A 23,909-nucleotide genomic window follows, 5' to 3' on the forward strand; every position below is an offset into this window, starting at 1 on the left:
AGGTTTTAATAAGTTGTCTCGAAATATTTCTCGAACCGTTCCGGCGTTCCGCAGATAGCCAGCAGGTTCATCAGTGCCACATCATATTCGTAGTAGGCTGCCAGACGCGCCACGCGGACGGTTGCCAGCATCGTTTCCGCATCTACGACCTCGGTACTGGTTGCCATGCCTTCGGCAAAGGATTTCTTGCGGATTCGCACCAGCTCTTCGCTCAGCTCGATGGTGGTATTCAAGGCGCGTACGTTGTCTTGTGCCTTTTGCAGTTGGGTGTAGAGCTTGTCGATGCCTACGCTCAGGTCTTCTTTGGCTTTTTCTTGTCCCAGGGCAAGGGTCTGCTGGGCTATCTTCGACTGGCGGATGCGCTTCTCACGCGCCAGTCCGTCGAACAGGTTCCAGGTGAAGCCCACACCTACGATGGTGCGGGGGACAAGATTGCTTTGTATGCCGTGGGCATAGAGGGTCTGCTTGCCGAATACGGCGATGTCCGGCAGGTAGCCGCTCTGGTCGATGCGGAGCTGCTGGCGGGCAATCTGTGACTGCAGTTGCAGTTGGTTCACGGTGTAGTTCTCCACCCGCATGGCTTGCAGGAACTCCTCTTTGGCGGGCAGTTGGTCGTTGATGAAAAGCTCCGAAGTAGGATGGATGCTGCATGTGTCTTGCAGGTTGAGCAGGGTGCGCAGGGCACTTTGCACGACGGAGGCCTCCTTCCGGGCAGCCTCCAGTGAACGGGCAGCTTCATCCATATTCACTTGGGCAAAGAGCCGGCCTGCCTTGTCTATCATGCCGGCAGCTTCCAGTTTAAGGGCATTCTGGTAATGGCGTTGCAGGCTGTTGTAAGTCTCCTGCCGCACGCGTACTACCTCTTGCGCAAGTTTCAGCCCGAAGTAGCTTTCTGCCAGCAGGGTGCGTTGCGTGGCATCGGTCTGTCCCCGGTTTTCGCGGGCAATGTCTATCATGGTGTTGCCTATCTTCGAGGCCCGGATGCGCTTGCCGCCGGAGAATACGACCCATTCGGCGGTCAGGCCGACGGAAGTCAGGTTGCGTGGAGCCAGTGGAAAGGCAAGGGTATGGGAGCCTATCTGGTCGAGTATGCTGCTGATGAATTGGTCGTCCGGCACGATGTTGTGCACAAAGTCCTTTGCCGGGTCGGTGAACTGGGAAAGGGGCTGTTTTACCTCTATCTTTTCGGAAAGATGCACGAACGTACCGGCACCTTGCAGGGAGGGGTACCAGAGGGCATTCAGTTTGTCACGTTCCGCACGGGCGGCTTCAATTCCCTTGTCGGCTATTTTCAGGCTGCGGTTGCCGTTTTGCATCTGCCTTAGGGCATCACCGAAGCTAAGGGGAAGGGAGGTTTGTGCGGCCACTCCACCGATGGCAAGCAGCACGCAGGCAGCAGCCGGAAAAAATCTCCGGCATAATAGATTATTCATAAGTTCGTTCGGTTTAGGGGTTCTTGTTTCTCTAAACAAGAGGAGGTGGGAATTGTTCAGTAGTCATCTTTTTGAATAGAACGTTACAAATATAACGAATAGTTTCCGAAGATATGGCTTATGAATGGGAGAGATATTCGGATTTGCACTATCTTTGCATTCGCTAAAATGGAATTTATGGAGAAACTTCATCCGATTATGTTTGCCGGGACGGGCAGTGATGTGGGAAAGAGCATCATTGCTGCCGCCTTCTGCCGCATCTTCAAGCAGGACGGCTATCAGCCCGCACCGTTCAAGGCACAAAATATGGCGCTCAATTCATTTGCCACTCCCGAAGGGCTGGAGATAGGCCGTGCCCAGGCTGTGCAAGCAGAAGCCGCCGGAGTGCCTTGCCACACGGACATGAATCCGCTACTGCTGAAACCACAGTCGGACCATACCTCGCAGGTTGTCCTCAACGGGCGTCCTATCGGCAACCGCAATGCTTATGAGTATTTCCGCAAGGAAGGACGCGACGAGCTGCGCCGGGAGGTTTGTGCTGCCTACGACCGCCTTGCCGCTCGCTATAATCCCGTTGTGCTGGAAGGCGCGGGAAGCATCTCCGAAATCAATCTGCGGGATACCGACCTTGTCAATCTGCCGATGGCCCTGCATGCCGGAGCCGATGTAATTCTTGTGGGCGACATTGACCGTGGCGGTGTGTTTGCCAGTGTCTATGGTTCGCTGATGTTGCTTCGTCCCCATGAGCGGGAACGCATTAAAGGAATTCTTATCAACAAGTTCCGGGGGGATATACGTCTCTTCGAGTCGGGCATTACGATGCTGGAGGAGCTTTGCGGCATTCCCGTTGTCGGGGTGGTGCCTTACTACCGTGATATCTACATTGAAGAAGAAGACTCCGTGGCGCTTGCCGCAAAGTCTGTCCGTGCCGAGAAGGGAAAGGTGAACATCGCCGTCATTCTGCTGCGCCACCTCAGTAACTTCACCGATTTTAATGTCCTGGAACGTGACCCACGCGTACATCTCTTCTATACTAACAATGTGGATGAGCTGGCAAAGGCCGACGTCATCCTGCTGCCCGGCTCCAAGAGCACACTTGATGACCTTTACGAATTGCGCCGTAACGGTGTGGCGGCTGCCATCACCCGTGCCCACCGTGAAGGTGCCACCGTGATGGGCATCTGCGGTGGCTATCAAATGATGGGGCAGGAGGTGCTCGACCCTGAGCATGTGGAAGGAGACATCGAACGCCTGCCCGGACTGGGACTGTTGCCCATCAGTACCCGCATGTCGGGAGAGAAGGTGACCCGCCAGGTGAAGTTTGGTCTGTGCAATCCCCATTCTCCATCTTCCACTCTCCGTTCTCCATTCATGCAGGGCTATGAAATCCATATGGGAGTGACCACCCCCGTGGAAGGCGCCCCCGATTCTCCCCTAAATCTTTTGGAGAACGGCTCTACCGACGGTTACTACGTGGACTCCACCTGCATGGGGACCTATATTCATGGCATTCTCGACAATCCGGAATTCATAGATTTCCTGCTTGCGCCTTTTGCAGACAAACTGTCCGGGAATGCCGGCGCTTTCGATTACCATACATTCAAAGAAGAACAATACGATAGGCTTGCCGAGCACGTGCGCCGCCACGTCAACCTGCCGCTTATCTACCAAATATTGACAAAGAACCATGATTGAAGGACACGGAGACGATTCCTATAAATACAGCCGTCCCATTACGGCAAACTTCAGCTCGAACGTTTACAACAGGGTAGACCTCTCTGCCTTGAAGGCGCATCTGTGTGCCCGGATTGACGGCATCGGCAACTATCCCGAACCGGAGCCTTACACGCTTGAGGCCTGCCTTGCCCGCTGCCACCGTCTTCCTGCCGAAGCAGTGTGCGTGACGAACGGAGCTACCGAAGCCATTTATCTCACCGCACAGACTTTCCGCGGGACAAACACCGCCATTGTGCAGCCCACTTTCAGTGAATATGCCGATGCCTGCCGCATGCACGGCCATCGGGTCACTTCCCTTTACCGGCTTCCTGCGGAGAGCGAGGGGTATCGCTTGCCGGAAGAGGTGCGCATGCTGTGGCTGTGCAATCCCAATAACCCTACCGGAACGGTCGTGGAGAAGGAATATCTGGCAACACTTATCAGTCATAATCCGCAGGTATGTTTCGTCATCGACCAGTCTTACGAGTTTTTCACCTTGCGTCCGCTTTTCTCTGCTGCCGAGGCGGCGGAGTCTCCCAACGTCTTGCTGCTGCACTCCATGACCAAGCGTTATGCCGTTCCCGGTCTGCGACTGGGATATGTCACCGGCGCCCCCCACCTGCTGCACCGCTTGCGTACCAACCGTATGCCCTGGTCGGTCAATCAGCTTGCCATTGAGGCGGGACTCCATCTGTTGGAACATGATGTTCCCAATCCGCTGGATGTGGCGTCTTACTTGCAAGAGGCTGCCCGCCTGCGCAGTGCGCTCGAGGCATTGGGAGGACTGGAGGTATGGGCTACCGAAACCCATTTCATGCTGGTGTGCCTCCGTATGGGCAAGGCTTCCGCCTTGAAAGACTATCTGGCAGGGGAGCATGGCATCTTGATTCGGGACGCCTCCAACTTCGACGGACTGAATGAACACTTCTTCCGCATAGCCGCCCAGAGCCGGGAGGAGAATGACAGGCTTGTAAAAGCAATAGGACAATGGCTTGAGGAGGAATAACCGATGGAAGAAGATGTACTTATACTTTTGGGTGTCGCCTTCAACTTGAACCTGCCGCTTCTCACTGCCTGGCTGCTCGACCACTGGCTGGGCGACCCGGCGTGGCTACCCCATCCGGTGGTGGCTTTCGGTAAAGCCATTTCTTTCTGTGAGCACCGGTTGAACCGGGGCGATTCGCGTTTCCTGAAAGGAGCGCTTATGACGGTGCTCCTCGTGGTAGGTGTGTATTTCGTCACGCTTCTGCTACTCCGCTTGGCTGCACTCTTTTCTCCGGGCATGCTGCTGACGGTGCAGATACTGCTGATATTCTATTGCTTGGCGGGCACTACACTGGTTCGCGAGGTGCGTATGGTGTTCAAGGCGGTGGACCGTTCCTTGGAGGAAGGGAGGATGCAAGTGGCACGTATCGTAGGGCGTGATACGTCTGCACTCTCGGCGCAGGAGGTGAGAACCGCGGCATTGGAGACTTTGGCAGAGAATTTGAGTGACGGGGTAGTTGCCCCCTTGTTCTGGTATCTGCTGTTGGGAGTTCCGGGCATGCTTGCCTATAAGATGGTGAACACGCTGGATTCCATGGTCGGCTACAAGAATGAACGCTATCGTCGGTTCGGCTGTTTTGCTGCCCGTTTGGATGATGTTGCCAATTATATTCCCGCCCGTCTGACAGCCTTTCTGATGGTACTGGTTTCCGGTCGCCTTTCCTTGTTTGCTTTTGTGGGCAGATATGGCAGCCAGCATGCCAGTCCCAATTCCGGTTATCCGGAAGCCGCCCTTGCCGGTATTCTGGACTGCCGTTTCGGAGGTCCGCACAACTATTTCGGCGAGGAGGTATGGAAACCTTATATCGGTTCTAATGAACGGCCTCTGAAGACAGAAGATATGCGTGTGGCTGTCCGCATCAACCGGCGTGTGGAGTGGTGGATGGTGGTTGCCGTAATAGTGACATCGACCTTGGCTTCCTTTTGTTTTTAAAATGTTGTTATTTTAACTGATTCTTTGTCCGTTCCAAAAAGATATAATATCTTTGCAAGACCGCGTTGCATTAAAAATGTAACTTTTAAAGCAGACAAAGTCTTATAAATGAGGATAAAGCAACTATATATATTCCTTTTCTTTATTTGGTTCGGGAGCACAATAATTGCATCGGCAACAGATAAAGCGGATTCTTGGACTAAAGAAAAGGAAAGTATAGTCCATGAGGTCATCTCCACTTTTCACAACAGCCTCGGTTTCGACTATCTGACCCGGGAGGAGTGTGACTCGCTGAATGCCGACGGCCTTTTGTCCCAATTGGATGAATCCCAGCGCTATTACACCTATTTCGAACTGGAAAGAATACTTATAAAATCCTCCCTTTTCCGTGGAGAAATCCGTATGGCCATTGCCCAGAGCGACCAGATGTACTCCAAAGCCCGCGCGCTTGCCTACCCCTTCGGCAATGCCCTGGCGCTGAATGCCATGGGAGAGGTGTACAGCTATACCGGCAGGCTTCGGGAAGCCGGTGCCGCTTACGAAGAGTCTTTGAGACTGCTGGATGGGATGGACGGGGAGGATGTGCATATCCGCATGCTACTGGTGGAACTGATAGATTATAACCTGCGCATACGGAATGTAAACGGTGCCTCGCGTTATCTTGCACGTCTGAACCTCTATCCGGAAGACCGGCTTTCTCCGCTGGAGCTGGCCATGCGTCACATCTCCAATGCTTCCTGCCAATTATTCAAGGGTGACTTGAAAGCTGCCAGCCATTGTCTGGTACAGATAGGCCAGCTTGAAGCGCAACTGATTCCGGAGATACGGCAATACCTTCTGATTATAGATGCCCGTTATCTGGTGGCCACCGGAGAGCATGAGGCAGCCTTGACCGCCTACAATGATTTCCTTCAAACCGAATATGCCCGGATAAACCATAACATCTACAAGGAAGCTCTGCTCGAAAAGGCGGATTTACTGGTGAAGATGGGGAACAAGGAAGAAGCCTACGGACAGTACGGCAAGGTCTTTTCGTATATCAAGACTTCGTTCGAGAAGAACTATCCCAAGGAGATAGACCGGCTCTGTACCCGTTTCCAGGCCGACCAACTGGCCTACCAGAACGAACGCGACCGCATTGTATCCATGCGTTTCTATCTGGCAGGCATCATTGTGTCCGTACTGTTTCTGATATTCCTCCTGGTGCTGGGCTGGAAGAAGATATTCCGTTTGAAGCGTTCCCAGATGCGGCAGGAGGCGATGAAGGAGAAAGCGGTGTATGTGGCTAAGGAGACGTTGGAGGAATCAAAACTCCGCCATAGCAATAACGGGATGATAGCGGCGTATAACAGTCTGGGATGTGCCTATGGAGTGTCCAGCCGCCCGAATGAGGCACTGGACGCTTTCTTGGAGGCTTACCGGAATTTCTCTCCCCAGACAAAGACCAGCCTGAAAGTGGATATACTGTCGCGTATTGCCCAGGTATACGGCAATGGCGGTAAAGACAGCTTGAAGCTGCCCTATTTGCATGAAATGGACATGACGTTGCAGACGGTTATTTCCAAAGAACCCGAGACAAGGAAGAACTGGAGCAATTTCGAGATTGACTGCGAAGTGAAGTATATCCTGCACTACATGAACCGGAAGAACTTTACAGTGGCGCACGAGCATATCGAGAAAGTAAAGAAACTGCTTGAGCCGCATGTAGATCCCGTCTTCTGGCTGAATGTCCAGTTGATACAGCTTCAATACTATGCCAAGACCGATGAGTATGACAAAAGCATCGCATTGATAGACGAGGTGACCCCTACGGTACTGAACAACTACGTTTCCACCTTTGCCACTTTGATAAACTACAAGGCGAGTACGCAATATGACAAGGGGGACATTGACGGGGCCATCGAGACCCGGCGCTACCTCATACGCAAGCAGGATTCGCTGAACAATGCCTTCTCGGCCAACCAGTTGAAGCAGGTCAAGGAGATTTACCACATTGACGAGCTGCTGTTGGAGAAGCAGAAGATTCAGGACATGAATTACCGTATAGGATTTATATTCCTGGGCGTTTGCCTGCTGCTGATGCTGCTTTTCTACTTGTATACGCGCTATGTCTCCGGAAAGATTGCTGTCGTAGAGAAGAAGACGGCCGAAGCCGCCTTGCAGGCAGAGACGGACAACATCGCGAAGGAACGTCTGAAATCGGAAATCAGCCATGATATACGTACCCCGCTGAATGTGGTGGTGGGCTTTGCCGAATTGCTGACCGGAAAGGAGGAGCTGGATAAGGAGACTAAGAGGGAATACGGGCAGATGATTCAGACCAATGCGGAAAGTCTGCTGAATTATGTCAACAGCATTCTGGAGTTGTCCCGCTTGGAGTCCGGCAAGATTCAGTATGAGGACGAGGAGTGTGACATTATTCAGTTGTGCAGTGAGGTGCTGGATAAAGTGAACGGCCGTGAGGAGAGCACTGTGTCTGTCAGCCTGCAGACCGACCTCAAGGAACAGCTTGCAAGGACGGACCGGAGGTGGTTCGATACATTGCTTGTCAGCATGCTGACTCCGTCAGAGAATGACACTGCCCGTTATGAGGCGATTATCCGCATCAGACGGGACCGCACTAGGTCGGCCCTCTATTTCGACGTGGTCAACGCCCCGTTTGCAAAGGTGCATTTTGAGAATAAAACAAGCTTGATTCGCCATGAAATCAATGCCCATTTTATTCATTATTTTGGAGGTATCTACAAGGTGCAAACCGAAGCGGAGGAAGGCCCTACTATTTCGTTCACTATTCCTTGTCGAGATTGATGCGGACGATGCCGCCGTAGGGCGTCAATGCGTCGAAGGCTTCTTCGGCTTTGAGGATTCCGGCATAGAGTTGTGCGCAGATTAATACGCCTCCGTGTGCGAAGATGGCAACGCGTGTATAGGGCTTCTTCTTTAATTCGTCCAAAAACTGGCTGACACGCCGGTATTGCATGGTAAAAGATTCTCCACCGGTAGCTGCCACGTTCATGTAGTCGGCATACCATTCCTGCAAGCGTGGGTCTTCATTTTGCTCGAACGGCTTCATCTCCCAGTCGCCAAAGTTGATTTCCATAATCCGTTTGTCCCGTTCTGCATCGGGATAGCCGCAATAGGTGGCGAGGCGCACGCAGCGGGTCAGGGGACTGGTGTAGACGTGGTCGAACGGAAGGTATGCCTTCAGGTTTTCTGCTGTCACGGCGGCTTCCGCTTCAAATGTGGGTTTCAGGGGAACATCGGTCTGTCCGTAGCATACGCCCGGAGGAACATCTACCGAAGTGTGTCGAATGAGTATTACTTCCATCTTTAATTTTCAGTTGTTAATTTATAATTAGAATAAGGCTTCCCAAGTAGAAGGACAGTTCGCATAGCAGGAAAGTGGCCCCGCAGCAGTCACCCGTATATCCTTGTAGGCGCCGCTTCATCAATCGGTAGAGCAGGAAGAAGGTGAGCAGTGGGAAGAGGGTGGCAATCCACAGCTTTATAGGCAGCAGCAGTACGAAAGGAAGCAGGCCGCAAAGAAATCCGGCCAGTAACTCGTGCCAGCTCATGCGGTTGTAGACGGTCTTGCTTTTGCTGTCTTCCTCTTTCCGGGCATAGGGCAGATAGTTGACAATCTGGGAGGCACAGAACTTGGACCAGCAGTCACCGCAGAGCACAAGGATGCAGAGAAGTCCCAGTGGCAGGTGATGAAGTTGGAGCAACAGCAGGAAATAGCATATCAATCCGATGACACCGTAGCTTCCGATGTGGGAATCCTTCATGATGGCAAGAGTCCGTTCTCGGGTGGTACCGCCACCGAAACCGTCGAAAAAGTCTGCCAGTCCGTCTTCGTGCAGGCATCCGGTGACAATTAGGCGTGCGATGAGGGCAAGAATCCATGCCAATGACACCGGCATAATCTGTCCGGCAAGCCACAGCACTGCCGCCATCACGCCTCCCGTCAGCCAGCCTACAAGCGGCCAATAGGGAACCACATGCTTGAAACACTCTGCCGGTACTTCCTTGATTTTCCAGAAGGGCAGTCGGGTGAGCATTATGAATGCAGCCAAGACATTGTTCATGTTAAAAGTATTTAGTGATGGAGGCATGTGCAAAGTTATCCATTTCATTGAGCATCCGCACGGCCGAGTCGACAATAGGATATGCACAGATGGCCCCTGTTCCTTCTCCCAAACGCAGCCCCAGATTCAGCAGCGGACGGGCATGCAGGGCGTCGAGCACCAGTTTGTGGCCCGACTCGTCTCCGCAGTGTCCGAAGATGGCGTAATCCGTCACTTCCGGGTAGAGCCTGGCGGCGGCAAGCAGGCAGTTGGTCATGATGAATCCGTCAACAAGGATAATCATCCTCAGCTCGGCAGCTTGCAGCATGGCGCCTATGGCCATTACCATTTCCAGTCCACCAAAGTAGCGGATGATGTTCCGGGGAGAGCCGTCGCCTTTGTAATTCTCCATAGACTGTTTCAGCACTTCGTATTTGTGGCGGATGCCCGCGCTGTCGAGTCCGCTGCCTGCGCCGACACATTGTTCCAGAGGAATGCCGGTAAAGCAGGTCATCCACAGGGAGGATGAAGAGGTGTTTCCGATACCCATTTCACCGAAGCTGAGGACATTACTGCCTTCTTCGTGGCATTGGCGCACCACCTCGGCACCCCGTTCCAGGCACATCTCCATTTCCTCTTCCGTCATGGCTGCCTCGTGCAGATAACTCCGGGTGCTTTTGCGCACTTTCATATTGATGATGCCTTTCTCGTAGGGGAGGTCGTAGTCTACTCCTGCATCTACTATTTTCAGGGTAAAGCCGTGCTGCCGGCAGAGGAAATTGACACCTGCCCCTCCATGAAGGAAGTTGCTGATTTGCTGCCAGGTGATTTCCTTTGGAGACAGACTGACACCTTCTTCTACAATGCCGTGGTCGGCGGCGAAGATAATGTTTTGCGGATGTTTCAAGGCGGGGGATAATGTCTGTTGTATGAGTCCGATTTGGAGTGCCAGTTCTTCTAAAATGCCCAATGAACCTTTGGGTTTGGTCAGGTTGTTGATTTTGTCAATCAATGCGGGACGGATTGACTCATCCGGGCGGGTGATATGAAATGTTTTCATCAGTCTGTTGAATTTTAATTGTTTGTTGTTTTATGAATGAGTGTTTTTTACGGTAAGTGGGATGCCGGATACCATCAGTATCACTTCGTCGGCACGGGCGGCTACATATTGGTTCATCCAGCCTTGCATGTCCGTGAACTTTCGTTGCAGTTCGTTCTCGGAAGTTCCTCCCATACCTATTTCATTGGTTACAAAGATGAAGGTTGCGTCTTGTGCCGTGAAGCGGTCGAATTCCGCCTTGGCAGCGGCAAGTGCCCGGTCGGTATCAGACTCGAGGTCGAAGAAGAAATTGGTACACCACAGGGTGATGCAGTCTATCAGGACGACCCGCCCCTCCAGCCGGTGGCGGCTGAGTTCTTTCTCCTCTTCGATGTTTGTCCATTCCGGCCCTCGGCGTTCCTGATGCCGGATTACCCTCTGGCGGAATTCTTCGTCCCAGATGCGTGCTGTGGCAAGATAAACGGGAGTGGGAGAGAGCTCGAGTGCCAGCTTTTCCGCATAGGTGCTTTTGCCGGAACGTGCTCCTCCGGTGATGAGTATGATTCGTTTCATTGGTATTTAGTCTGTATTTTGAAAGAATATCTTTGTTTTCCCGAGCAAAAATAAGAAATATTTGACGAAACGTTTGTTTTTTTAGGAAGTAATTTATTAACTTTGCCACCGTTTTTAAGGCATGACCTTGGAAATGTTTATGCGGCAGTAGCTCAGTTGGTAGAGCATCAGCTTCCCAAGCTGAGGGTCACGAGTTCGAGTCTCGCTTGCCGCTCCTCCATTTAGAGTTAGGCAGTTGCATCACAGCGGCTGCCTTTTTTTAAATATCGAGGAAAATGTTCGGGTCAAGCCATTTTAAACGTAGGAAAAACTTTAAAAAACGAAATAGAATGGCAGTAGAATTGAAAGACCTTACCAAACGTAGTGAGAACTATTCTCAGTGGTACAACGAGTTGGTGGTAAAAGCCGATTTGGCAGAACAATCGGCAGTACGCGGCTGTATGGTGATCAAGCCCTACGGATACGCTATCTGGGAGAAGATGCAACGTCAGTTGGACGATATGTTCAAGGAAACGGGACACGTCAACGCTTATTTCCCCTTGCTTATTCCGAAATCATTCCTCAGCCGTGAAGCGGAACATGTGGAAGGCTTTGCCAAAGAGTGTGCCGTCGTGACGCACTATCGTTTGAAGAACGATCCGAATGGCGGCGGTGTGGTGGTGGACCCTGCTGCAAAACTGGAAGAAGAGCTGATTATCCGCCCCACTTCCGAAACCATCATCTGGAACACCTACAAGAACTGGATCAATTCATACCGCGATCTGCCTATCTTGTGCAACCAGTGGGCAAACGTGTTCCGTTGGGAAATGCGTACCCGTCTGTTCCTCCGTACCGCCGAATTCCTCTGGCAGGAAGGACACACGGCACATGCCACTCGCGAGGAAGCCGAAGAAGAAGCGGTAAAGATGCTGAATGTATATGCCGAGTTTGCCGAAAAATACATGGCGGTGCCCGTGGTAAAGGGCGTGAAGTCTGCCAACGAGCGTTTTGCAGGTGCCCTCAACACCTACACCATCGAAGCGATGATGCAGGACGGAAAGGCTTTGCAGAGCGGTACTTCCCACTTCTTGGGACAGAACTTCGCCAAGGCGTTCGATGTACAGTTCGTCAATAAGGAGAACAAGCTGGAGTATGTTTGGGCTACCTCCTGGGGTGTTTCCACCCGTCTGATGGGAGCGCTTATCATGACGCATTCCGATGACAACGGTCTGGTACTTCCTCCGCACCTGGCTCCGATACAAGTAGTCATCGTACCTATCTACAAGAATGCAGAGATGCTGGCTAAGATTGACGAGAAAGTGGCAGGCATTGTTGCCAAGCTGAAGTCAATGGGTATTTCCGTGAAGTACGACAATGCCGACAACAAACGTCCGGGCTTCAAGTTTGCCGACTATGAGGTGAAGGGTGTTCCCGTTCGTCTGGTGATGGGTGGCCGCGACCTGGAGAACAATACAATGGAAATCATGCGTCGCGATACACTGGAGAAGGAGACGCGTTCCTGCGAGGGTATCGAAGAGTACGTGAAGGATTTGCTCGAGGACATTCAGGCTAATGTCTACAAGAAAGCGCTCGATTACCGTAACAGCCGCATCACCAGCGTGGACAGCTACGAGGAATTCAAGGAAAAGATTGAAGAAGGCGGCTTCATTCTGGCTCATTGGGACGGGACTACCGAAACCGAAGAGAAAATCAAGGAAGAGACCAAAGCAACCATCCGTTGTATTCCTTTCGATTCATTTGTTCCGGGTGACAAGGAACCGGGCAAGTGTATGGTTACCGGCAAGCCTTCTGCCTGCCGCGTGATTTTCGCACGTTCCTATTAATAATACCCACCCCGGATTACGCGGATTAACACAGATGATTTTAGGAGTTCTGATAATCAGAAACTTTTATCTGCGTTAATCCGCGTAATCCGGGGTGATTGTATATCTTGATACGTCCTCTCGGTTTTAAATTTATAGAGTTATCTCTCATCATGAATTGATGAACAGCTATTTATATTGCTTCAGAAATTCTGAGATTGTTTTGCGTACAGTTTCCGGAGATTGTTTTGAATGAAGCATTGCTGCAATGACAATCCTATTCTCATCAATCAAATAATATATCACGTTAGGGGAAAGTTTTAAATGACGGACAGTAATGTTGTTAAATAGAGTAGAAAAATCACTGTCTATAATTCCTATATACGGATGTTTTGCTAAAAGATTTACTTTGTCTTGTATCTTTTGACGTGTTTTCTGTGCCGTCAACATGCCAAAATTATTCTCTACATAAATAAGTATCTCTAAAAAGTGCTCATAAGCCAACTTAGACCAGACTATTTCCATCCCATGCGTTCATTTATCATACTCTCTATTTGGGAGTTTGATATACAGTGTCCTGCTTTATTCTCTTCTAAGGCAAATAGAAGGGCTTCAGCCAAAGCATCTCGGGGAATACTGTTGATAAAGTCGTCCATCGGTATGGCTGATTGATGATAAGTTGCCATCATCGGTTCTTGTGCCGTTTGTTTGGAAGAGTCCTGCTCTTTATATGGTTTAATTTTACCCATTGCTTTTATTTTTAATCAAAGGTAAACTGAATAAATGAAAACTCCTAATATTCAATCCATTTATTTTCCACTGCATCAAAGCCAACCAATCTACATACTATTGTAACCTCCTTCACATCTTCTCGTAACAACTTTCCCTCATTTTTGCAGCGTAAAAAAAGAAAGGAGGCCCGAATATGAAACTGAACAGAAATGACTATACCGTAGAGGCGGCAGCCGGCGGTGGTTTTTACGCTTATTTTATGAATAATGTGTTGTGCAGCGCCTACGGTGAAACGCCTGACGAAGCCTGCGAAAACCTGGAACAGATTGTTGACGATTTTGTCAGTGATATGTATATGGTCGAGGAATTTGTCTGATATTCCGGCATCATATGCCGACCGAATTATCCTTTTTACGTATTTATTCCATAAATTCTCTTGAAGTCATGTCTGCGCGATGCCGGTGTGGCTTTTGTCATTTATAACCGGAAGCCGAGGTGTGCCGTGTGGACGACACCTTGAGTTTCCATCAGCTCGATGACGTCAAGTTCCTGCGCTACATGGCAGGCTGCAAGGCCTATGCCACCACTGCCGGCTTCGAGTCGGTCTGCGAGGCGATGTATCCTGCGCTGTATAGAGACGGCAGGAAGAGGAAACCTTTTTCGGGGTTTCCTCTTCCTGCCGTCCTTTCTTTCCGGCGACTTAAATGCTCACGTTCATCGCATTGGCTCCCAATGCCCCTAAGATGGCGGAGGCTACTGCAATTACGACTTTCAGAATTTTATCCCAGATACTTTTTTTCATGCTATATACGTTTTAAAAGTTGAACATACGAATCGGTAGTAAAATCAGTCATACTTATCCCAACGGATTTTCGCCCTGGTCTCCGTCCGAACCGCCTCCGTCTCCCGAGCCGGAACCGCTGCCGGAGCTTCCTCCTTCACCGTCTCCCTTGTTCAGCAAAGCTTCCAGGTCGTAGAAGTCAATCTTCTGCCCGGCACGCGTGGCGGCGATGTCCGGTCTTACGGTGCTGGAAGGCCGGAAATTGATTTTCACCGCCTTGATGTTCTTGGCGGTACACTCCTTTACATCCAGTACGCCTGCCGTACGCGCCGACAGGCTGAATACGCCGAAGTTCTTGATATTCACCGACTGGCCGCTGTAGAGGGTCGTAATCATGGCTTCCACAAAATTGGTCAATACACTCTGGATGTCTCCCAGCGTCAGCGAACTCTTCTCTTTCATCACATACGCAATGTCGTCCAGCGTCGCATTGTCGCCCAGTGTCACCAGCTGCGGGTAGAACTTTGCCACCGCATCTGCCTTTCGAGGATCTTTCCTCGCAATTTTCTTGAATGGTACTCCCATAAACAATTAAATAATTAAAAATTAACAATTAGAAATTAAAGTCTCGTATTGCAATACTCTTCTCTTTCTCCTTTAGGGGGAAGAGGGGTGCTGCAAAAGTACTCCTCCGGCTTTTTCTGCTCATGGCTTTCTTCGGGTTACGCCGTCTCTTTCCCGTTTCCTTTCTGTTCAAAAAAAATTCTTCGTCCGATGCCCGTTTATGTCTGTATATGCTTGGTCATACCGCTGATATTCAGTATCTTTATGGTGTAATAATCAACCAATAACATAAAGAATGAAAACAGAAAAAGAAAAGAGGGAAGAGGAGGAGGAAGACCTTCGTCCGTTCCGCATCCACGCCTATTCGAAGGAGGAGCTTGCCATGCTCTACAACCCGACTTACTGCATCAGCAATGCCATCTATACCCTGGCGGCATGGATACGCCACAACAAGGCGCTGAAGGGTGAGCTGGAGAAGGTGGGCTACAACAAATACCGGCGCACCTTCACTCCGCTGGAAGTGAAAGTGCTGGTGAAGTATCTGGGAGAACCCTGACAGGATGCCGGCCGGAAATAGGGAAGCAGTGTAAAGAAAACGCCAATATATGTAAAGCCCCGTAACAATATATGTTGTCATGCACAACAATATATGTTACGGGGCTTCTCTCTTCTCCTCGAATGCCGGTTACTGATATGTCTGGATGTCCACTACCTCATATTCGGTCGTCTCCTGCTCGTTGGTCCGTGTGCCGAATCCGTACTTTTCCAGTGCCTGCACCAGTACCAGCTGGGTGTGCGGGTTCACCTGCACCTTCCCGAATATGCTGAGCTTGGTCAGTATGACGCTGGCAGGGAGCCATTTTACCTGCAGGTCCTCGGGCAGCGGTTTGCGGAAGAAGACGAAGAGGTTCTCCTCCACGGGGTCTTTCATGCGGTGCCGTTCGTTGTGCTTGTTCAACTGTTCTATCTCCTCGCCCTCGTACCAGTATCTGAAACCGCCTTTCAGCAAGGCGAGGGCCTGGGCGTAGATGCCGGGATGGTTCACCGGGGTGTGGTAGTCTATACCGGTGATGGTGATGGGGAGGAAACGCCGGTTTCCGCCGATGTCCTGCAGGCACTGCCGGTTGTTGGTGCTCGCGATGAAGGAGCAGTGGCGGGGCAGGGTGAAGGCTTCGATGTCGTAGGCCTTGCGCTGTGTCACGTTGTCCTGCGCGATGATTCGCTTCAATGCTGCCAGCTCGCCGGGCTTCACGCCTTCGAACTCCTCCATGTTGATGATGATTCGCGTGGCGAGCAGGCGGGCATCGTCCTTGTTGCTCGGGTCTATTATGCCGTTGTAGAAGTACTCTTTCCACTCGGGCGGCAGCAGGCGCCGAATCCAGCTGCTCTTTCCCTTTCCCTGCTCGCTGTAGAGGATGATGACGAGCTGGTTCATGTCCTCGTCGCTCAGTGCGCAGGCCACCAGGCCCACTATCCACCGTTTGAAGCCCTTCTGCCATAGCTCCCGGTTCTCGGTCGTCAGGGTGTCGGCAAGTTGGGCGATGTAGTCCGTCCCGTCCCAGGGGGGAAGCGCGTACAGATAGTCGGTGTAGGGGTTGAACTCTTTGGCGTAGTTGGAGTCTATCACGGCTCTGAGGAAATTCTGGTAGCAGGAGATGCCGGCCATCTGCAGGTCTACGAACATGGTGTTGTAGTCCTTTCCGCGCATGGGGCGGTAACCTTTTCCGGCATCTGCCGACGGGGTGTAGGGCATGAATTCGAGGCGGTCCAGGATGAGGTTCCTGCGGATGCCGTAGTGCTCTTCCAGAAAGCTCATCACTTGGTTGATGACGGGCTTTTTCTCTTCCTTCTTTGTGGCGGCTTCGCTGGTCTTGTCGGTATAGATGTAGGCATTGTGCAGGGGAGATTCCACGTCGGGATACTCTTGTCCGAACTCGTTTTTCGCCAGTCTGATGGCTGTCTGCTCGTCCAGGCCCTTGCTGTAGCATTTGTTGCCCAGGGCGAAGAGGAAGTTGTCGCGGTTGCCTGCCCGGAACCTGGTGGTGCGCTTCACGGCAGTCACGGCTTGGGAGAATATCAGCTTCTCCCAAGGTTTTGCGTCCTGCGGTGTGGCGGCAGAGGAGGCGGGGAGGGGGTGTACCGTTTCGGCAGCCGTCCTCTTCTTGCCGCTTTCCTTCTTCGCAGGCGGGATGATGCGTGCCGGCAACGGGGAAATCTGTTCCAGCAGTGCGGCATTGATATAGGCATGCGGGTCGAAGGACATGAAGTATCCTCGCGAGATGTCCTTTCCGCTTCCGTCCACCTCTACTCCGAGAAGGGCCTCGTAGTGCTCTTTGGCGGCGCTGTACAGCTTCAGGTGTATCTCCTCGAGCGTGGCGTAGGTCACCTCGCCCTGTCGGAGACGGTCATACAGACGCCGGGTGTATTCCGTCTGCATGAAGACGAACAGCTTGTAGCCGTGCCTTTTGGGGGAGAGGAAACTCCCCAGGGTGTGCGGGTCTTCGTTGATGAGGGTCCGGGTCTGCTCCAACTGTCTCTCTTCCAGGTCGTCGATGTCGAGCGTGATGACGGGGTTGTAGCGGGTGATGCTCGGTGCGAGCCTTCTTTCCCGGTAGTTGGCCGTGAGGGTTCTGAAGGGAAGCTGCTTCTTGACGTGGTTGGCTTCCTCCACCTTTCCCTGCGCCACGAGGCTGGCGATTTTGATGATTAACTTGGCATGCTTGCCGTTTCTTATGTCAGCCATGTCCTGCGTGAAGGTTGTCTCCCCGCTGACGGCGCTGAAACCACGGTAGGTGGTCACTGGAATGTTTTCCATTCGATTTGTATTAAGTTTGCCTTATTGGCGGCGCAAAGATGCCGTTTATTTCCTTAGGAAGCAAAAACGGCCATCCGCAGTGGGACAGCCGTTTTTTTACAATTTGAATTCCTTGGTCCGTTTTACTCCTTGGGATATAGCTCATTGAAGAGCTTATATATCTCATCCTCAATGCAATCGGGGTTCAGCGTATTGCCGCTTCCGTCCGCGTCCATAAAGTTTACAAGTAGATGCAGCAGCTTGGCGAAGGGGCTTACGCCCTTCAGTCCGTGTTCCTTTTGGGGATTTATCAGCAGTGGTATGAAGGGTGTCAGGAAAGCCTTCCGCTCCTTGTATTCCACGGTTAACGACTTGTGTTCTACCATAGAAAGCAGGTCGATGGCTACTTGCACCTCTTTGCTCTCTTTGGTGTACAGCACTTGGTAATCTCTCCCTTTGATTTGCATCACGCTAATTGGCGTTTTTTTGTTCTCATAATTACAATTTGAAAATATAATTTTATATTAAGTTAGTAAATCGGTTGCAAAATTAACAAAAAAGGAGTCTGTACAATTACAGATAACGCAGATTTTATGTTTTTCTTACCTGATGCAACGCTTCTGAGGACGTGAAATTAAATAATCCGTGTCATCTGTGTTATCAGCGTCTGAAAAATTATCATAAAGCATCATCTGCTGAATAGTTACGAAATTCTGTGGTATCCCTGTGAAGTAGTGAAGCGTGTGTGTAGTCTGTATGTATAGGGTGAGGTACCGGAACCTATGGTTATATATGTAACACACTCTTTCTTTAAAAAAATAAGAAATGACGCGCGTGCGCGTGTATCTTACCTAATGAACGTAATTATTTGATATATAGTGCGATGATACCTGCATTAAAAAAGATTATCATTTTATCAATCAGAATATTTTGTACTTTCATTTCTTGACATTACCTTTGCGTTCATTAAACGGAGCGTGTCATAAAACATTTTTTTTATTATAAACGTTTCGTTTATGACTGCTTATCGCAAGATGGCTTGAATATAACTATTTCGTCGCCTTCCTTCCGAGATGGTGGAGGGTCTTGAAATAAAATGAATGCATATAGTCTATTTAAAGTAACCGCATTACATTACTTGACCGGGAGGTACTTCGCTACTCCGGTGTCCCCCAATCATATTTTTTTGTGAACGAGAATGCAGAAATGCACTGGTATGCAGTGCGTGTCACCTATAGCCGAGAGTTTTTTTTCAAGGAATACCTGGATGCAGAGGGCATTGAAAACTATATTCCCATGCGCTATGAGTATGTCGTGAGGAAAGAGCGCCGCTTGCGCAAGCTTGTTCCTGCGGTCCATAACCTGGTCTTCGTCCGCTCCACCCGTGAGCGTATGGACGAAATAAAGAACAAACCGGGCATGAACATCCCCATCCGTTATATCATGGACCGCGAAACCCACCAGCCCATCGTCATCCCGGACTCACAGATGCGCAGCTTCATCGCCGTGTCTGGCACCTACGACCAGGCTGTGCTCTATCTTGAACCCACCGAGCTGAACCTCTCCCAAGGAACCCGGGTACGCATCACCGGCGGCATCTTCGAAGGAGTGGAAGGGGTGTTTGTGCGTGTGCGCCATGATAGGAGGGTGGTGGTGAACATCGAGGGGGTGATGGCGGTGGCGACGACGTTTGTGCATGCGTCGCTGGTGGAGGAGATAGGAGAAGGAAGTTAGCGCTTATTGTATTATAATGAGAATTAAATATGTTTTTTGGGGATATTCAGATTACATGAAAGTTGTAAATAATGATATCCTATATAATAAAGATGTTTTGTATTTTGCTCCCAATGATTTATCAGTCAGGCAAAAAATATTATATAATATTCTATTTTTTATGACAAGATATGGATGGGAGAATATGGTTCCTGAGTTTATATATAGATATTTATATCCTTTACAAACCATACATGGATATGAACAAGTGTATTTTATTATATACGAACAGAATGTTTGTTCTACTCACCTTCCTTTTTTGGAATATTTGAAAAAAAAATATCTGCATTCAAAATTGTTCTACATGTTTACAAATACATTGTCTTCCCGAGTCAATGAGAAACAGTTGCGGTTTGTGGAAAATAATCGGGAAAAGTTTGACATGATTATAACTTTTAATGAAATAGATGCAGTTGAACATAATTTTCAATTTTACAATCAGGTTTGTTCCGTATTGAATGTTTCGATTAAGGAGGAAAATGAATCGGATATCTTTTTTTGTGGTTTGGATAAAGGTCGAAGGGCGATAATAGAACAACTTCGGAATCGGCTGGAAAGTTGTGGGATAAAATGTGATTTTAATATTGTTGATTCTAAGCATAAGTTGCCATACGAAGTTATTGTATCTAAAATTGTCCAGACAAAGTGTATTTTGGAAATTTTGATGGATACATCACAGTCCGGGTCATCTTTAAGAGCAGCAGAAGCAATTGCTTACAAGAAAAAGTTGCTGACAAATAATGCTTTCATAAAAGCAAAGGAATATTTCAATGACAAGCAGTTTTCCTATTTTTCTACTCTTGAGGATATAGATGTGGATTTTATAAAGGAAGCTCTAGACAAATCACAATGTGTTGATTCTATGATTGTTTCCCCTAAAAGATTTTTAGATTTTTTGAAGCAGAATAGTATTTGAGAGACTAGAAAATGAGAGAGTTCCTAAAGTCTTTTTTTTCATTTGGTGTTGCAACGAGCATTGAGAAAATATTGGCTTTCATTTTGCTGCCCATTTATACTCGTTTATTTACAACTACCGAATATGGAATGATTGATTTATGTCAGGTACTTATGGGGATAGTATCTGTATTTGCGTTGCTGCAATTGGAAACATCGCTTCAACGATACTATTACAAATGGGAGGGGGATGATAAAAAAATCTTTTTGTTCAGCATATTAATTACGGTCATTTCATTATCGTTTTTTTTCTCAATTATAATATGCTTGTTGTCATATTATATTTCCAGTTTGCTTTTTTCCAGCTCTGCTTATTATTTATTAGTTATATTGTCTGCAATCCAGTTGCCTTTTATAAACTTTTCAATGCTTGGCTTGATTATACTTCGGTATGAAAAAAAGAACTTACTTTTTACTTACCAAGTAATATTGAAAGTCGTATTGCTATTGTTATCCGTATTCGTTTTTGTTGTTTTCATGGATGGAGGCTTGGAATGGGTTTTGATATGTCAGTTATTGACACTCGTATTGACTTCTATCGTATTGTATACTAATATAAAGCAATATTTGCTTTTTTCTTTCTCATGGAAAAATCTCATGATGAGCTTTAGTTATGCTTTGCCTCAGTTTCCTGCTCGTGTGGGAAGTGTGATGATGGTTTATTCCAATCGGCTCTTTATGGTGTTTTTTTTAACAACATCAATAATAGGCTTGTATTCTTTTTCTTTAAAGTTGGCCTCTGGCGTGCAAATCTTGGGAACAGCTTTTATGATGGCTTGGCTTCCTTTTATGTATCAACAGTTTGCAAAGGAAAACCACCGGTTGCTTTTTGCGAAGTTCATGCCTTTAGTTTCTTGTTTCTTGTTTTTATTAGTATCGGTATTGTCATTGTTATCTGAAGATATTGTTAGTATAGTTGCAGGTCCGGATTTTTTTTATTCATATAAATATATTGGCAGTTTGTCGCTATATTTTGCTTTGACAATAATAAAAGAAGTAATTGATATCGGACCTAAATATACGGAGAAAACAAAGTATGTATCTTATAATTATTTTGTGTCTTTGATTGTTAATGTGGTAAGTATGTACCTGTTTATTGTATTTTGGGGAATAGAAGGAGTGATTTATTCGATGATATTAACATATCTGATATTGGTTGTAATTAGTTGGATTGTGTCTAATAAACTGTATTATATTCCTTTTAGTAAATTTTATTTTGTAATATTGATATTGCCTGCATTGAGCATTTCTATGTCTGTAATGAATTGCAATATGACTCCTATGACTCGATATATCATATTAATATTGGCAGTTGCTTTTTATGGAATAGAAATGTACATGAATTATAAAAAGGTAAAACTGTATCTGAGTTAGAATGCCGTATATACCAATTTTACTGTTATTGTTTTTTTTGTCTTTTTCTTATGACTTTTTAGGTCATAAGAGAGGTTATAATTTAGGATATTATTTCATTTACTTGCTGTTGGTAGTAGTTTCTGGGTTTAGATATCGAATAGGAGCGGATACTTTTGCTTATCAGGATTTTTTTGAAGAGGAGCAGGTTTATTTGTCCGACCTATCCTTAGCTGATTATTTTTCATATAGATGGGAGCCTTTATTTATTTTTTTCGTGGCTTTAATAAAATCAACTATAAACGATTTTATTTTTTTTCAGATAGTTCATTCAATTATAATAAATTCGGTTGTTTTTTGGTTCATCTCTTCTAATACGAAAAATAAGTTTACAGCAGTTTTTCTTTATTTCCTATTTTTGTATGTTTTGGTAAATATGGAAATAGCGAGAGAAGCATTGGCCGTTTCTGTCTTTTTGGTCAGTGTGAAATTCTTGCAGAATAAAAAATACGTTGCTTATTATTTATTGGCAATTATAGCATTCCTTTTCCACTATGGTGCTGCGATATCGTTTGTTTTTCCTTTAATATACGGTATAAGGATTACGCTAAGACGCATTTTCTGGCTGTTTGTAGTTGTTGCAGGAATCATTATAAATATAGACTTTATCATTGCTGCGGCTTTTTCTTTAGGAGTCCCTCCAATTATATTTATAAAGTTGGTTAATTATACGGAAGTATCAGAAAATCTGAATTTTATGGGCATTCTGATTGCTTTTTTGGGTTACATTCTTTTTCCTTGTGTATTGATGCAGATAGAAAACCGGATATTACGTATGAGATCTCGGTTTTATGATTTCTATCCCATATTTCTTTTGCTTGGCATATTGGTGATTTGCTTTCCTTTCATCAGCCGTTTTTTTAATTATTTATGCCTCATTGGTATTATTTTCTTAAGCGATTTCGTAGTTGAGCTATGGAAAAGCAATCGCTTTGTATTTGGCACTAGATATATATTGCTGACATGTATACTTTCGATGGTTCTTTTGTGGAATGGCAGATACTACTTTAGTGATATGTCAGATTTGACTGGCAAGAATATGAGGAAGTATGTACACTGGTATCCATATAGTTCAATATTGGATAAAACGAAAAATCCGGATAGGGAATCTCTTCAGGATTATTATTCAATGATAAATGCTGATTAGCAAATTATTATTTTTTTGTCACCGCTAATTTACGACATGTTTTTTTGTTGTTTTTTGAATTCCTAAAATGTGATGAAAATCTTTTTTTATATTAATACTATATCCAGTGGTGGTGCTGAGAGGGTACTTACCAATTTGGCTACAGAAATGTCCGTTCGTGGTCATAAGTGTACTATAGTAACGTCTTTTCCTTGTTCATGGGAATATTCTTATGGAAAGGGTGTAAGGCGCATTTCATTAAACTCGAATAAAATAGAAGGATATCTTAAAAGAAATGTATTACTTACTTGCCGTTTAAGGAAATTGTTGGTATTGGAAAAGCCGGATATACTTGTTTCATTCATGGCAGAACCGAATTTTCGGGCAACAATAGCGAAAATGGGAACTGGTGTTAAATCTATTTTTTCAGTGCGTAGTAGCCCACATATTGAATATAGGGGTAAATTAGCATTTTTTCTAGCAAAAACGCTTTTTCGTTTTGGGAATTCGGCTGTTTTTCAAACTAATGATGCTAAAAATTGGTTTCCTCAAGCAATACGAAAAAAATCAGTTATCATATATAATCCTATTGGTGAAATTTTTTATAATACGAGACTGAATGAAGTCCGGTCTGGAATAGTTACAGTTGGTAGAATTAATAAACTGAAGAATCACAAATTATTGATTGAAGCATTTGCAAAAATTGCAAATAAGATAAACGATGACCTTACAATATATGGTTCTGGTGATACAGCTTCGTTAAAAATATATGCAGAGTTACTTGGAGTAGGTCAAAGAGTTCACTTTCCAGGACAAATATCCAATGTTCCTTTTTCTCTTAGAAATGCGCGCTTATTTGTCTTGTCTTCGGATATTGAGGGAATGCCTAATGCGCTGATGGAAGCTATGGCTATTGGTCTTCCTTGCATTTCTACGGATTGCCCTTGTGGTGGTCCACGAATGTTGTTTCCTAAGAGTATTGCTGCTTATCTTGTTCCTGTAGGTGATTCAGAAACTTTATCGGAACGAATATTGACAGTTCTTACTGATAGGGAGCTGGAAATTTTTCTTGCGCAAGAATGTAAGAAAGCTTCTTTTGAATTTGAACCATGTAGGGTTTTTGATAGATGGGAATGGTTATTTGAAAACGTTGTGCGGTCATAG

At 47.3% G+C, this 23,909-nt stretch carries 23 protein-coding genes, 1 tRNA gene and 1 pseudogene; 14 read left to right on the forward strand and 11 right to left on the reverse strand.

Going from position 1 to position 23,909, the window contains the following annotated elements; translation table 11 throughout:
• Positions 1-5: 5 nt before the first annotated feature.
• Complete coding sequence (locus ITJ87_RS12705) at positions 6-1,433, reverse strand: TolC family protein (RefSeq protein WP_016273658.1); 1,428 nt, start codon at positions 1,431-1,433, stop codon at positions 6-8.
• A gap of 177 nt (positions 1,434-1,610) precedes the next feature.
• Between ITJ87_RS12705 and ITJ87_RS12710 the strand changes: the two genes are divergently transcribed.
• The 4 genes from ITJ87_RS12710 (at position 1,611) to ITJ87_RS19010 (ending at position 7,935) form a co-directional block, all read left to right on the forward strand.
• Positions 1,611-3,128: a cobyric acid synthase gene (locus tag ITJ87_RS12710; protein WP_171030465.1), complete on the forward strand. Its 1,518-nt coding sequence runs from the start codon at positions 1,611-1,613 to the stop codon at positions 3,126-3,128.
• Positions 3,121-4,155: a threonine-phosphate decarboxylase gene (locus tag ITJ87_RS12715; RefSeq protein ID WP_117964367.1), complete on the forward strand. Its 1,035-nt coding sequence runs from the start codon at positions 3,121-3,123 to the stop codon at positions 4,153-4,155. Before ITJ87_RS12710 ends, ITJ87_RS12715 begins: the two co-directional genes overlap by 8 nt.
• Positions 4,156-4,158: 3 nt before the next feature.
• The gene (cbiB, locus tag ITJ87_RS12720) at positions 4,159-5,127 is read left to right on the forward strand and encodes an adenosylcobinamide-phosphate synthase CbiB (RefSeq protein ID WP_117964366.1); all 969 of its coding nucleotides are present in this window, start codon (positions 4,159-4,161) and stop codon (positions 5,125-5,127) included.
• Positions 5,128-5,235: 108 nt separating this feature from the next.
• Complete coding sequence (locus ITJ87_RS19010; RefSeq protein WP_310591548.1) at positions 5,236-7,935, forward strand: HAMP domain-containing sensor histidine kinase; 2,700 nt, start codon at positions 5,236-5,238, stop codon at positions 7,933-7,935.
• On the opposite strand, the gene cobC is transcribed toward ITJ87_RS19010, so the two are convergent.
• The 4 genes from cobC to cobU are packed head-to-tail and all read right to left on the reverse strand — an operon-like array spanning position 7,916 to position 10,806.
• Positions 7,916-8,455 (reverse strand): alpha-ribazole phosphatase, encoded by a 540-nt coding sequence (gene cobC, locus ITJ87_RS12735; protein ID WP_057252470.1) that lies wholly within the window; start codon positions 8,453-8,455, stop codon positions 7,916-7,918. The genes ITJ87_RS19010 and cobC overlap by 20 nt on opposite strands.
• Before the next feature lie 16 nt (positions 8,456-8,471).
• Complete coding sequence (gene cobS / locus ITJ87_RS12740; protein WP_061412619.1) at positions 8,472-9,215, reverse strand: adenosylcobinamide-GDP ribazoletransferase; 744 nt, start codon at positions 9,213-9,215, stop codon at positions 8,472-8,474.
• A 1-nt stretch (position 9,216) separates the two neighbouring features.
• On the reverse strand, positions 9,217-10,254 hold the full coding sequence (cobT, locus tag ITJ87_RS12745; RefSeq protein WP_117964365.1) for a nicotinate-nucleotide--dimethylbenzimidazole phosphoribosyltransferase: 1,038 nt from the start codon (positions 10,252-10,254) through the stop codon (positions 9,217-9,219).
• Positions 10,255-10,284: 30 nt separating this feature from the next.
• Positions 10,285-10,806 carry a bifunctional adenosylcobinamide kinase/adenosylcobinamide-phosphate guanylyltransferase gene (gene cobU, locus ITJ87_RS12750; RefSeq protein WP_117599556.1) on the reverse strand — a complete coding sequence of 174 codons (522 nt, stop codon included), beginning with the start codon at positions 10,804-10,806 and terminating at the stop codon, positions 10,285-10,287.
• A gap of 141 nt (positions 10,807-10,947) precedes the next feature.
• On the opposite strand from cobU, the gene ITJ87_RS12755 reads away from it, so the two are divergent.
• Together ITJ87_RS12755 and proS are read left to right on the forward strand one after the other, a co-directional pair.
• Positions 10,948-11,020, forward strand: a tRNA-Gly gene (locus tag ITJ87_RS12755).
• Positions 11,021-11,135: 115 nt separating this feature from the next.
• On the forward strand, positions 11,136-12,629 hold the full coding sequence (gene proS / locus ITJ87_RS12760; RefSeq protein WP_005829226.1) for a proline--tRNA ligase: 1,494 nt from the start codon (positions 11,136-11,138) through the stop codon (positions 12,627-12,629).
• Positions 12,630-12,797: 168 nt separating this feature from the next.
• Here proS and ITJ87_RS12765 read toward each other — a convergent pair whose 3' ends face one another.
• Positions 12,798-13,133: a type II toxin-antitoxin system RelE/ParE family toxin gene (locus ITJ87_RS12765; RefSeq protein WP_005836958.1), complete on the reverse strand. Its 336-nt coding sequence runs from the start codon at positions 13,131-13,133 to the stop codon at positions 12,798-12,800.
• A complete protein-coding gene (locus ITJ87_RS12770) occupies positions 13,124-13,357 on the reverse strand; it encodes a hypothetical protein (protein ID WP_005829224.1) in 234 nt (77 codons plus the stop codon). The genes ITJ87_RS12765 and ITJ87_RS12770 overlap by 10 nt, the downstream gene beginning before the upstream one ends.
• A gap of 176 nt (positions 13,358-13,533) precedes the next feature.
• Here ITJ87_RS12770 and ITJ87_RS12775 point away from each other — a divergent pair, with 176 nt between their 5' ends.
• Together ITJ87_RS12775 and ITJ87_RS18775 are read left to right on the forward strand one after the other, a co-directional pair.
• Positions 13,534-13,716, forward strand: coding sequence for a hypothetical protein (locus ITJ87_RS12775; protein WP_005829223.1), 183 nt, complete (start codon positions 13,534-13,536; stop codon positions 13,714-13,716).
• Between the two features lie 110 nt (positions 13,717-13,826).
• Positions 13,827-13,961: pseudogene (locus ITJ87_RS18775) on the forward strand (glycosyltransferase); the annotation flags it as partial.
• Positions 13,962-14,040: 79 nt separating this feature from the next.
• Here the strand turns inward: ITJ87_RS18775 and ITJ87_RS12785 are convergent.
• Both ITJ87_RS12785 and ITJ87_RS12790 read right to left on the reverse strand, forming a co-directional pair.
• On the reverse strand, positions 14,041-14,142 hold the full coding sequence (locus ITJ87_RS12785) for a smalltalk protein (RefSeq protein ID WP_005829220.1): 102 nt from the start codon (positions 14,140-14,142) through the stop codon (positions 14,041-14,043).
• 54 nt (positions 14,143-14,196) lie between these two features.
• Complete coding sequence (locus ITJ87_RS12790; RefSeq protein WP_035448452.1) at positions 14,197-14,706, reverse strand: HU family DNA-binding protein; 510 nt, start codon at positions 14,704-14,706, stop codon at positions 14,197-14,199.
• A 274-nt stretch (positions 14,707-14,980) separates the two neighbouring features.
• Between ITJ87_RS12790 and ITJ87_RS12795 the strand changes: the two genes are divergently transcribed.
• Positions 14,981-15,241 (forward strand): DUF4248 domain-containing protein, encoded by a 261-nt coding sequence (locus ITJ87_RS12795; protein ID WP_005829216.1) that lies wholly within the window; start codon positions 14,981-14,983, stop codon positions 15,239-15,241.
• 129 nt (positions 15,242-15,370) lie between these two features.
• Here ITJ87_RS12795 and ITJ87_RS12800 read toward each other — a convergent pair whose 3' ends face one another.
• Together ITJ87_RS12800 and ITJ87_RS12805 are read right to left on the reverse strand one after the other, a co-directional pair.
• Positions 15,371-17,500 carry a VapE domain-containing protein gene (locus tag ITJ87_RS12800; RefSeq protein ID WP_117966927.1) on the reverse strand — a complete coding sequence of 710 codons (2,130 nt, stop codon included), beginning with the start codon at positions 17,498-17,500 and terminating at the stop codon, positions 15,371-15,373.
• A 122-nt stretch (positions 17,501-17,622) separates the two neighbouring features.
• On the reverse strand, positions 17,623-17,946 hold the full coding sequence (locus ITJ87_RS12805) for a hypothetical protein (protein ID WP_005829213.1): 324 nt from the start codon (positions 17,944-17,946) through the stop codon (positions 17,623-17,625).
• A gap of 739 nt (positions 17,947-18,685) precedes the next feature.
• On the opposite strand from ITJ87_RS12805, the gene ITJ87_RS12810 reads away from it, so the two are divergent.
• From ITJ87_RS12810 to ITJ87_RS12830, 5 genes are all read left to right on the forward strand, one after another.
• A complete protein-coding gene (locus tag ITJ87_RS12810; RefSeq protein WP_117966924.1) occupies positions 18,686-19,213 on the forward strand; it encodes a UpxY family transcription antiterminator in 528 nt (175 codons plus the stop codon).
• Between the two features lie 16 nt (positions 19,214-19,229).
• The gene (locus tag ITJ87_RS12815) at positions 19,230-20,168 is read left to right on the forward strand and encodes a hypothetical protein (RefSeq protein WP_229135067.1); all 939 of its coding nucleotides are present in this window, start codon (positions 19,230-19,232) and stop codon (positions 20,166-20,168) included.
• Positions 20,169-20,179: 11 nt separating this feature from the next.
• Positions 20,180-21,580, forward strand: coding sequence for a lipopolysaccharide biosynthesis protein (locus ITJ87_RS12820; RefSeq protein WP_005836965.1), 1,401 nt, complete (start codon positions 20,180-20,182; stop codon positions 21,578-21,580).
• A gap of 1 nt (position 21,581) precedes the next feature.
• Positions 21,582-22,766: an EpsG family protein gene (locus ITJ87_RS12825; protein ID WP_117588820.1), complete on the forward strand. Its 1,185-nt coding sequence runs from the start codon at positions 21,582-21,584 to the stop codon at positions 22,764-22,766.
• Between the two features lie 72 nt (positions 22,767-22,838).
• On the forward strand, positions 22,839-23,909 hold the full coding sequence (locus ITJ87_RS12830; protein WP_117588821.1) for a glycosyltransferase: 1,071 nt from the start codon (positions 22,839-22,841) through the stop codon (positions 23,907-23,909).

Origin of the sequence: Bacteroides sp. HF-162, assembly GCF_015679285.1 — a bacterium.
Taxonomy (GTDB): Bacteria; Bacteroidota; Bacteroidia; order Bacteroidales; family Bacteroidaceae; genus Bacteroides; species Bacteroides uniformis.

Coding starts and splice junctions, on each gene's coding strand:
- ITJ87_RS12705 (WP_016273658.1), bottom strand. CDS start 1,433: ATGAATAATCTATTATGCCGGAGATTTTTTCCGGCTGCTGCCTGCGTG.
- ITJ87_RS12710 (WP_171030465.1), top strand. CDS start 1,611: ATGGAGAAACTTCATCCGATTATGTTTGCCGGGACGGGCAGTGATGTG.
- ITJ87_RS12715 (WP_117964367.1), top strand. CDS start 3,121: ATGATTGAAGGACACGGAGACGATTCCTATAAATACAGCCGTCCCATT.
- cbiB (WP_117964366.1), top strand. CDS start 4,159: ATGGAAGAAGATGTACTTATACTTTTGGGTGTCGCCTTCAACTTGAAC.
- ITJ87_RS19010 (WP_310591548.1), top strand. CDS start 5,236: ATGAGGATAAAGCAACTATATATATTCCTTTTCTTTATTTGGTTCGGG.
- cobC (WP_057252470.1), bottom strand. CDS start 8,455: ATGGAAGTAATACTCATTCGACACACTTCGGTAGATGTTCCTCCGGGC.
- cobS (WP_061412619.1), bottom strand. CDS start 9,215: ATGAACAATGTCTTGGCTGCATTCATAATGCTCACCCGACTGCCCTTC.
- cobT (WP_117964365.1), bottom strand. CDS start 10,254: ATGAAAACATTTCATATCACCCGCCCGGATGAGTCAATCCGTCCCGCA.
- cobU (WP_117599556.1), bottom strand. CDS start 10,806: ATGAAACGAATCATACTCATCACCGGAGGAGCACGTTCCGGCAAAAGC.
- proS (WP_005829226.1), top strand. CDS start 11,136: ATGGCAGTAGAATTGAAAGACCTTACCAAACGTAGTGAGAACTATTCT.
- ITJ87_RS12765 (WP_005836958.1), bottom strand. CDS start 13,133: ATGGAAATAGTCTGGTCTAAGTTGGCTTATGAGCACTTTTTAGAGATA.
- ITJ87_RS12770 (WP_005829224.1), bottom strand. CDS start 13,357: ATGGGTAAAATTAAACCATATAAAGAGCAGGACTCTTCCAAACAAACG.
- ITJ87_RS12775 (WP_005829223.1), top strand. CDS start 13,534: ATGAAACTGAACAGAAATGACTATACCGTAGAGGCGGCAGCCGGCGGT.
- ITJ87_RS12785 (WP_005829220.1), bottom strand. CDS start 14,142: ATGAAAAAAAGTATCTGGGATAAAATTCTGAAAGTCGTAATTGCAGTA.
- ITJ87_RS12790 (WP_035448452.1), bottom strand. CDS start 14,706: ATGGGAGTACCATTCAAGAAAATTGCGAGGAAAGATCCTCGAAAGGCA.
- ITJ87_RS12795 (WP_005829216.1), top strand. CDS start 14,981: ATGAAAACAGAAAAAGAAAAGAGGGAAGAGGAGGAGGAAGACCTTCGT.
- ITJ87_RS12800 (WP_117966927.1), bottom strand. CDS start 17,500: ATGGAAAACATTCCAGTGACCACCTACCGTGGTTTCAGCGCCGTCAGC.
- ITJ87_RS12805 (WP_005829213.1), bottom strand. CDS start 17,946: ATGCAAATCAAAGGGAGAGATTACCAAGTGCTGTACACCAAAGAGAGC.
- ITJ87_RS12810 (WP_117966924.1), top strand. CDS start 18,686: ATGCACTGGTATGCAGTGCGTGTCACCTATAGCCGAGAGTTTTTTTTC.
- ITJ87_RS12815 (WP_229135067.1), top strand. CDS start 19,230: ATGAGAATTAAATATGTTTTTTGGGGATATTCAGATTACATGAAAGTT.
- ITJ87_RS12820 (WP_005836965.1), top strand. CDS start 20,180: ATGAGAGAGTTCCTAAAGTCTTTTTTTTCATTTGGTGTTGCAACGAGC.
- ITJ87_RS12825 (WP_117588820.1), top strand. CDS start 21,582: ATGCCGTATATACCAATTTTACTGTTATTGTTTTTTTTGTCTTTTTCT.
- ITJ87_RS12830 (WP_117588821.1), top strand. CDS start 22,839: ATGAAAATCTTTTTTTATATTAATACTATATCCAGTGGTGGTGCTGAG.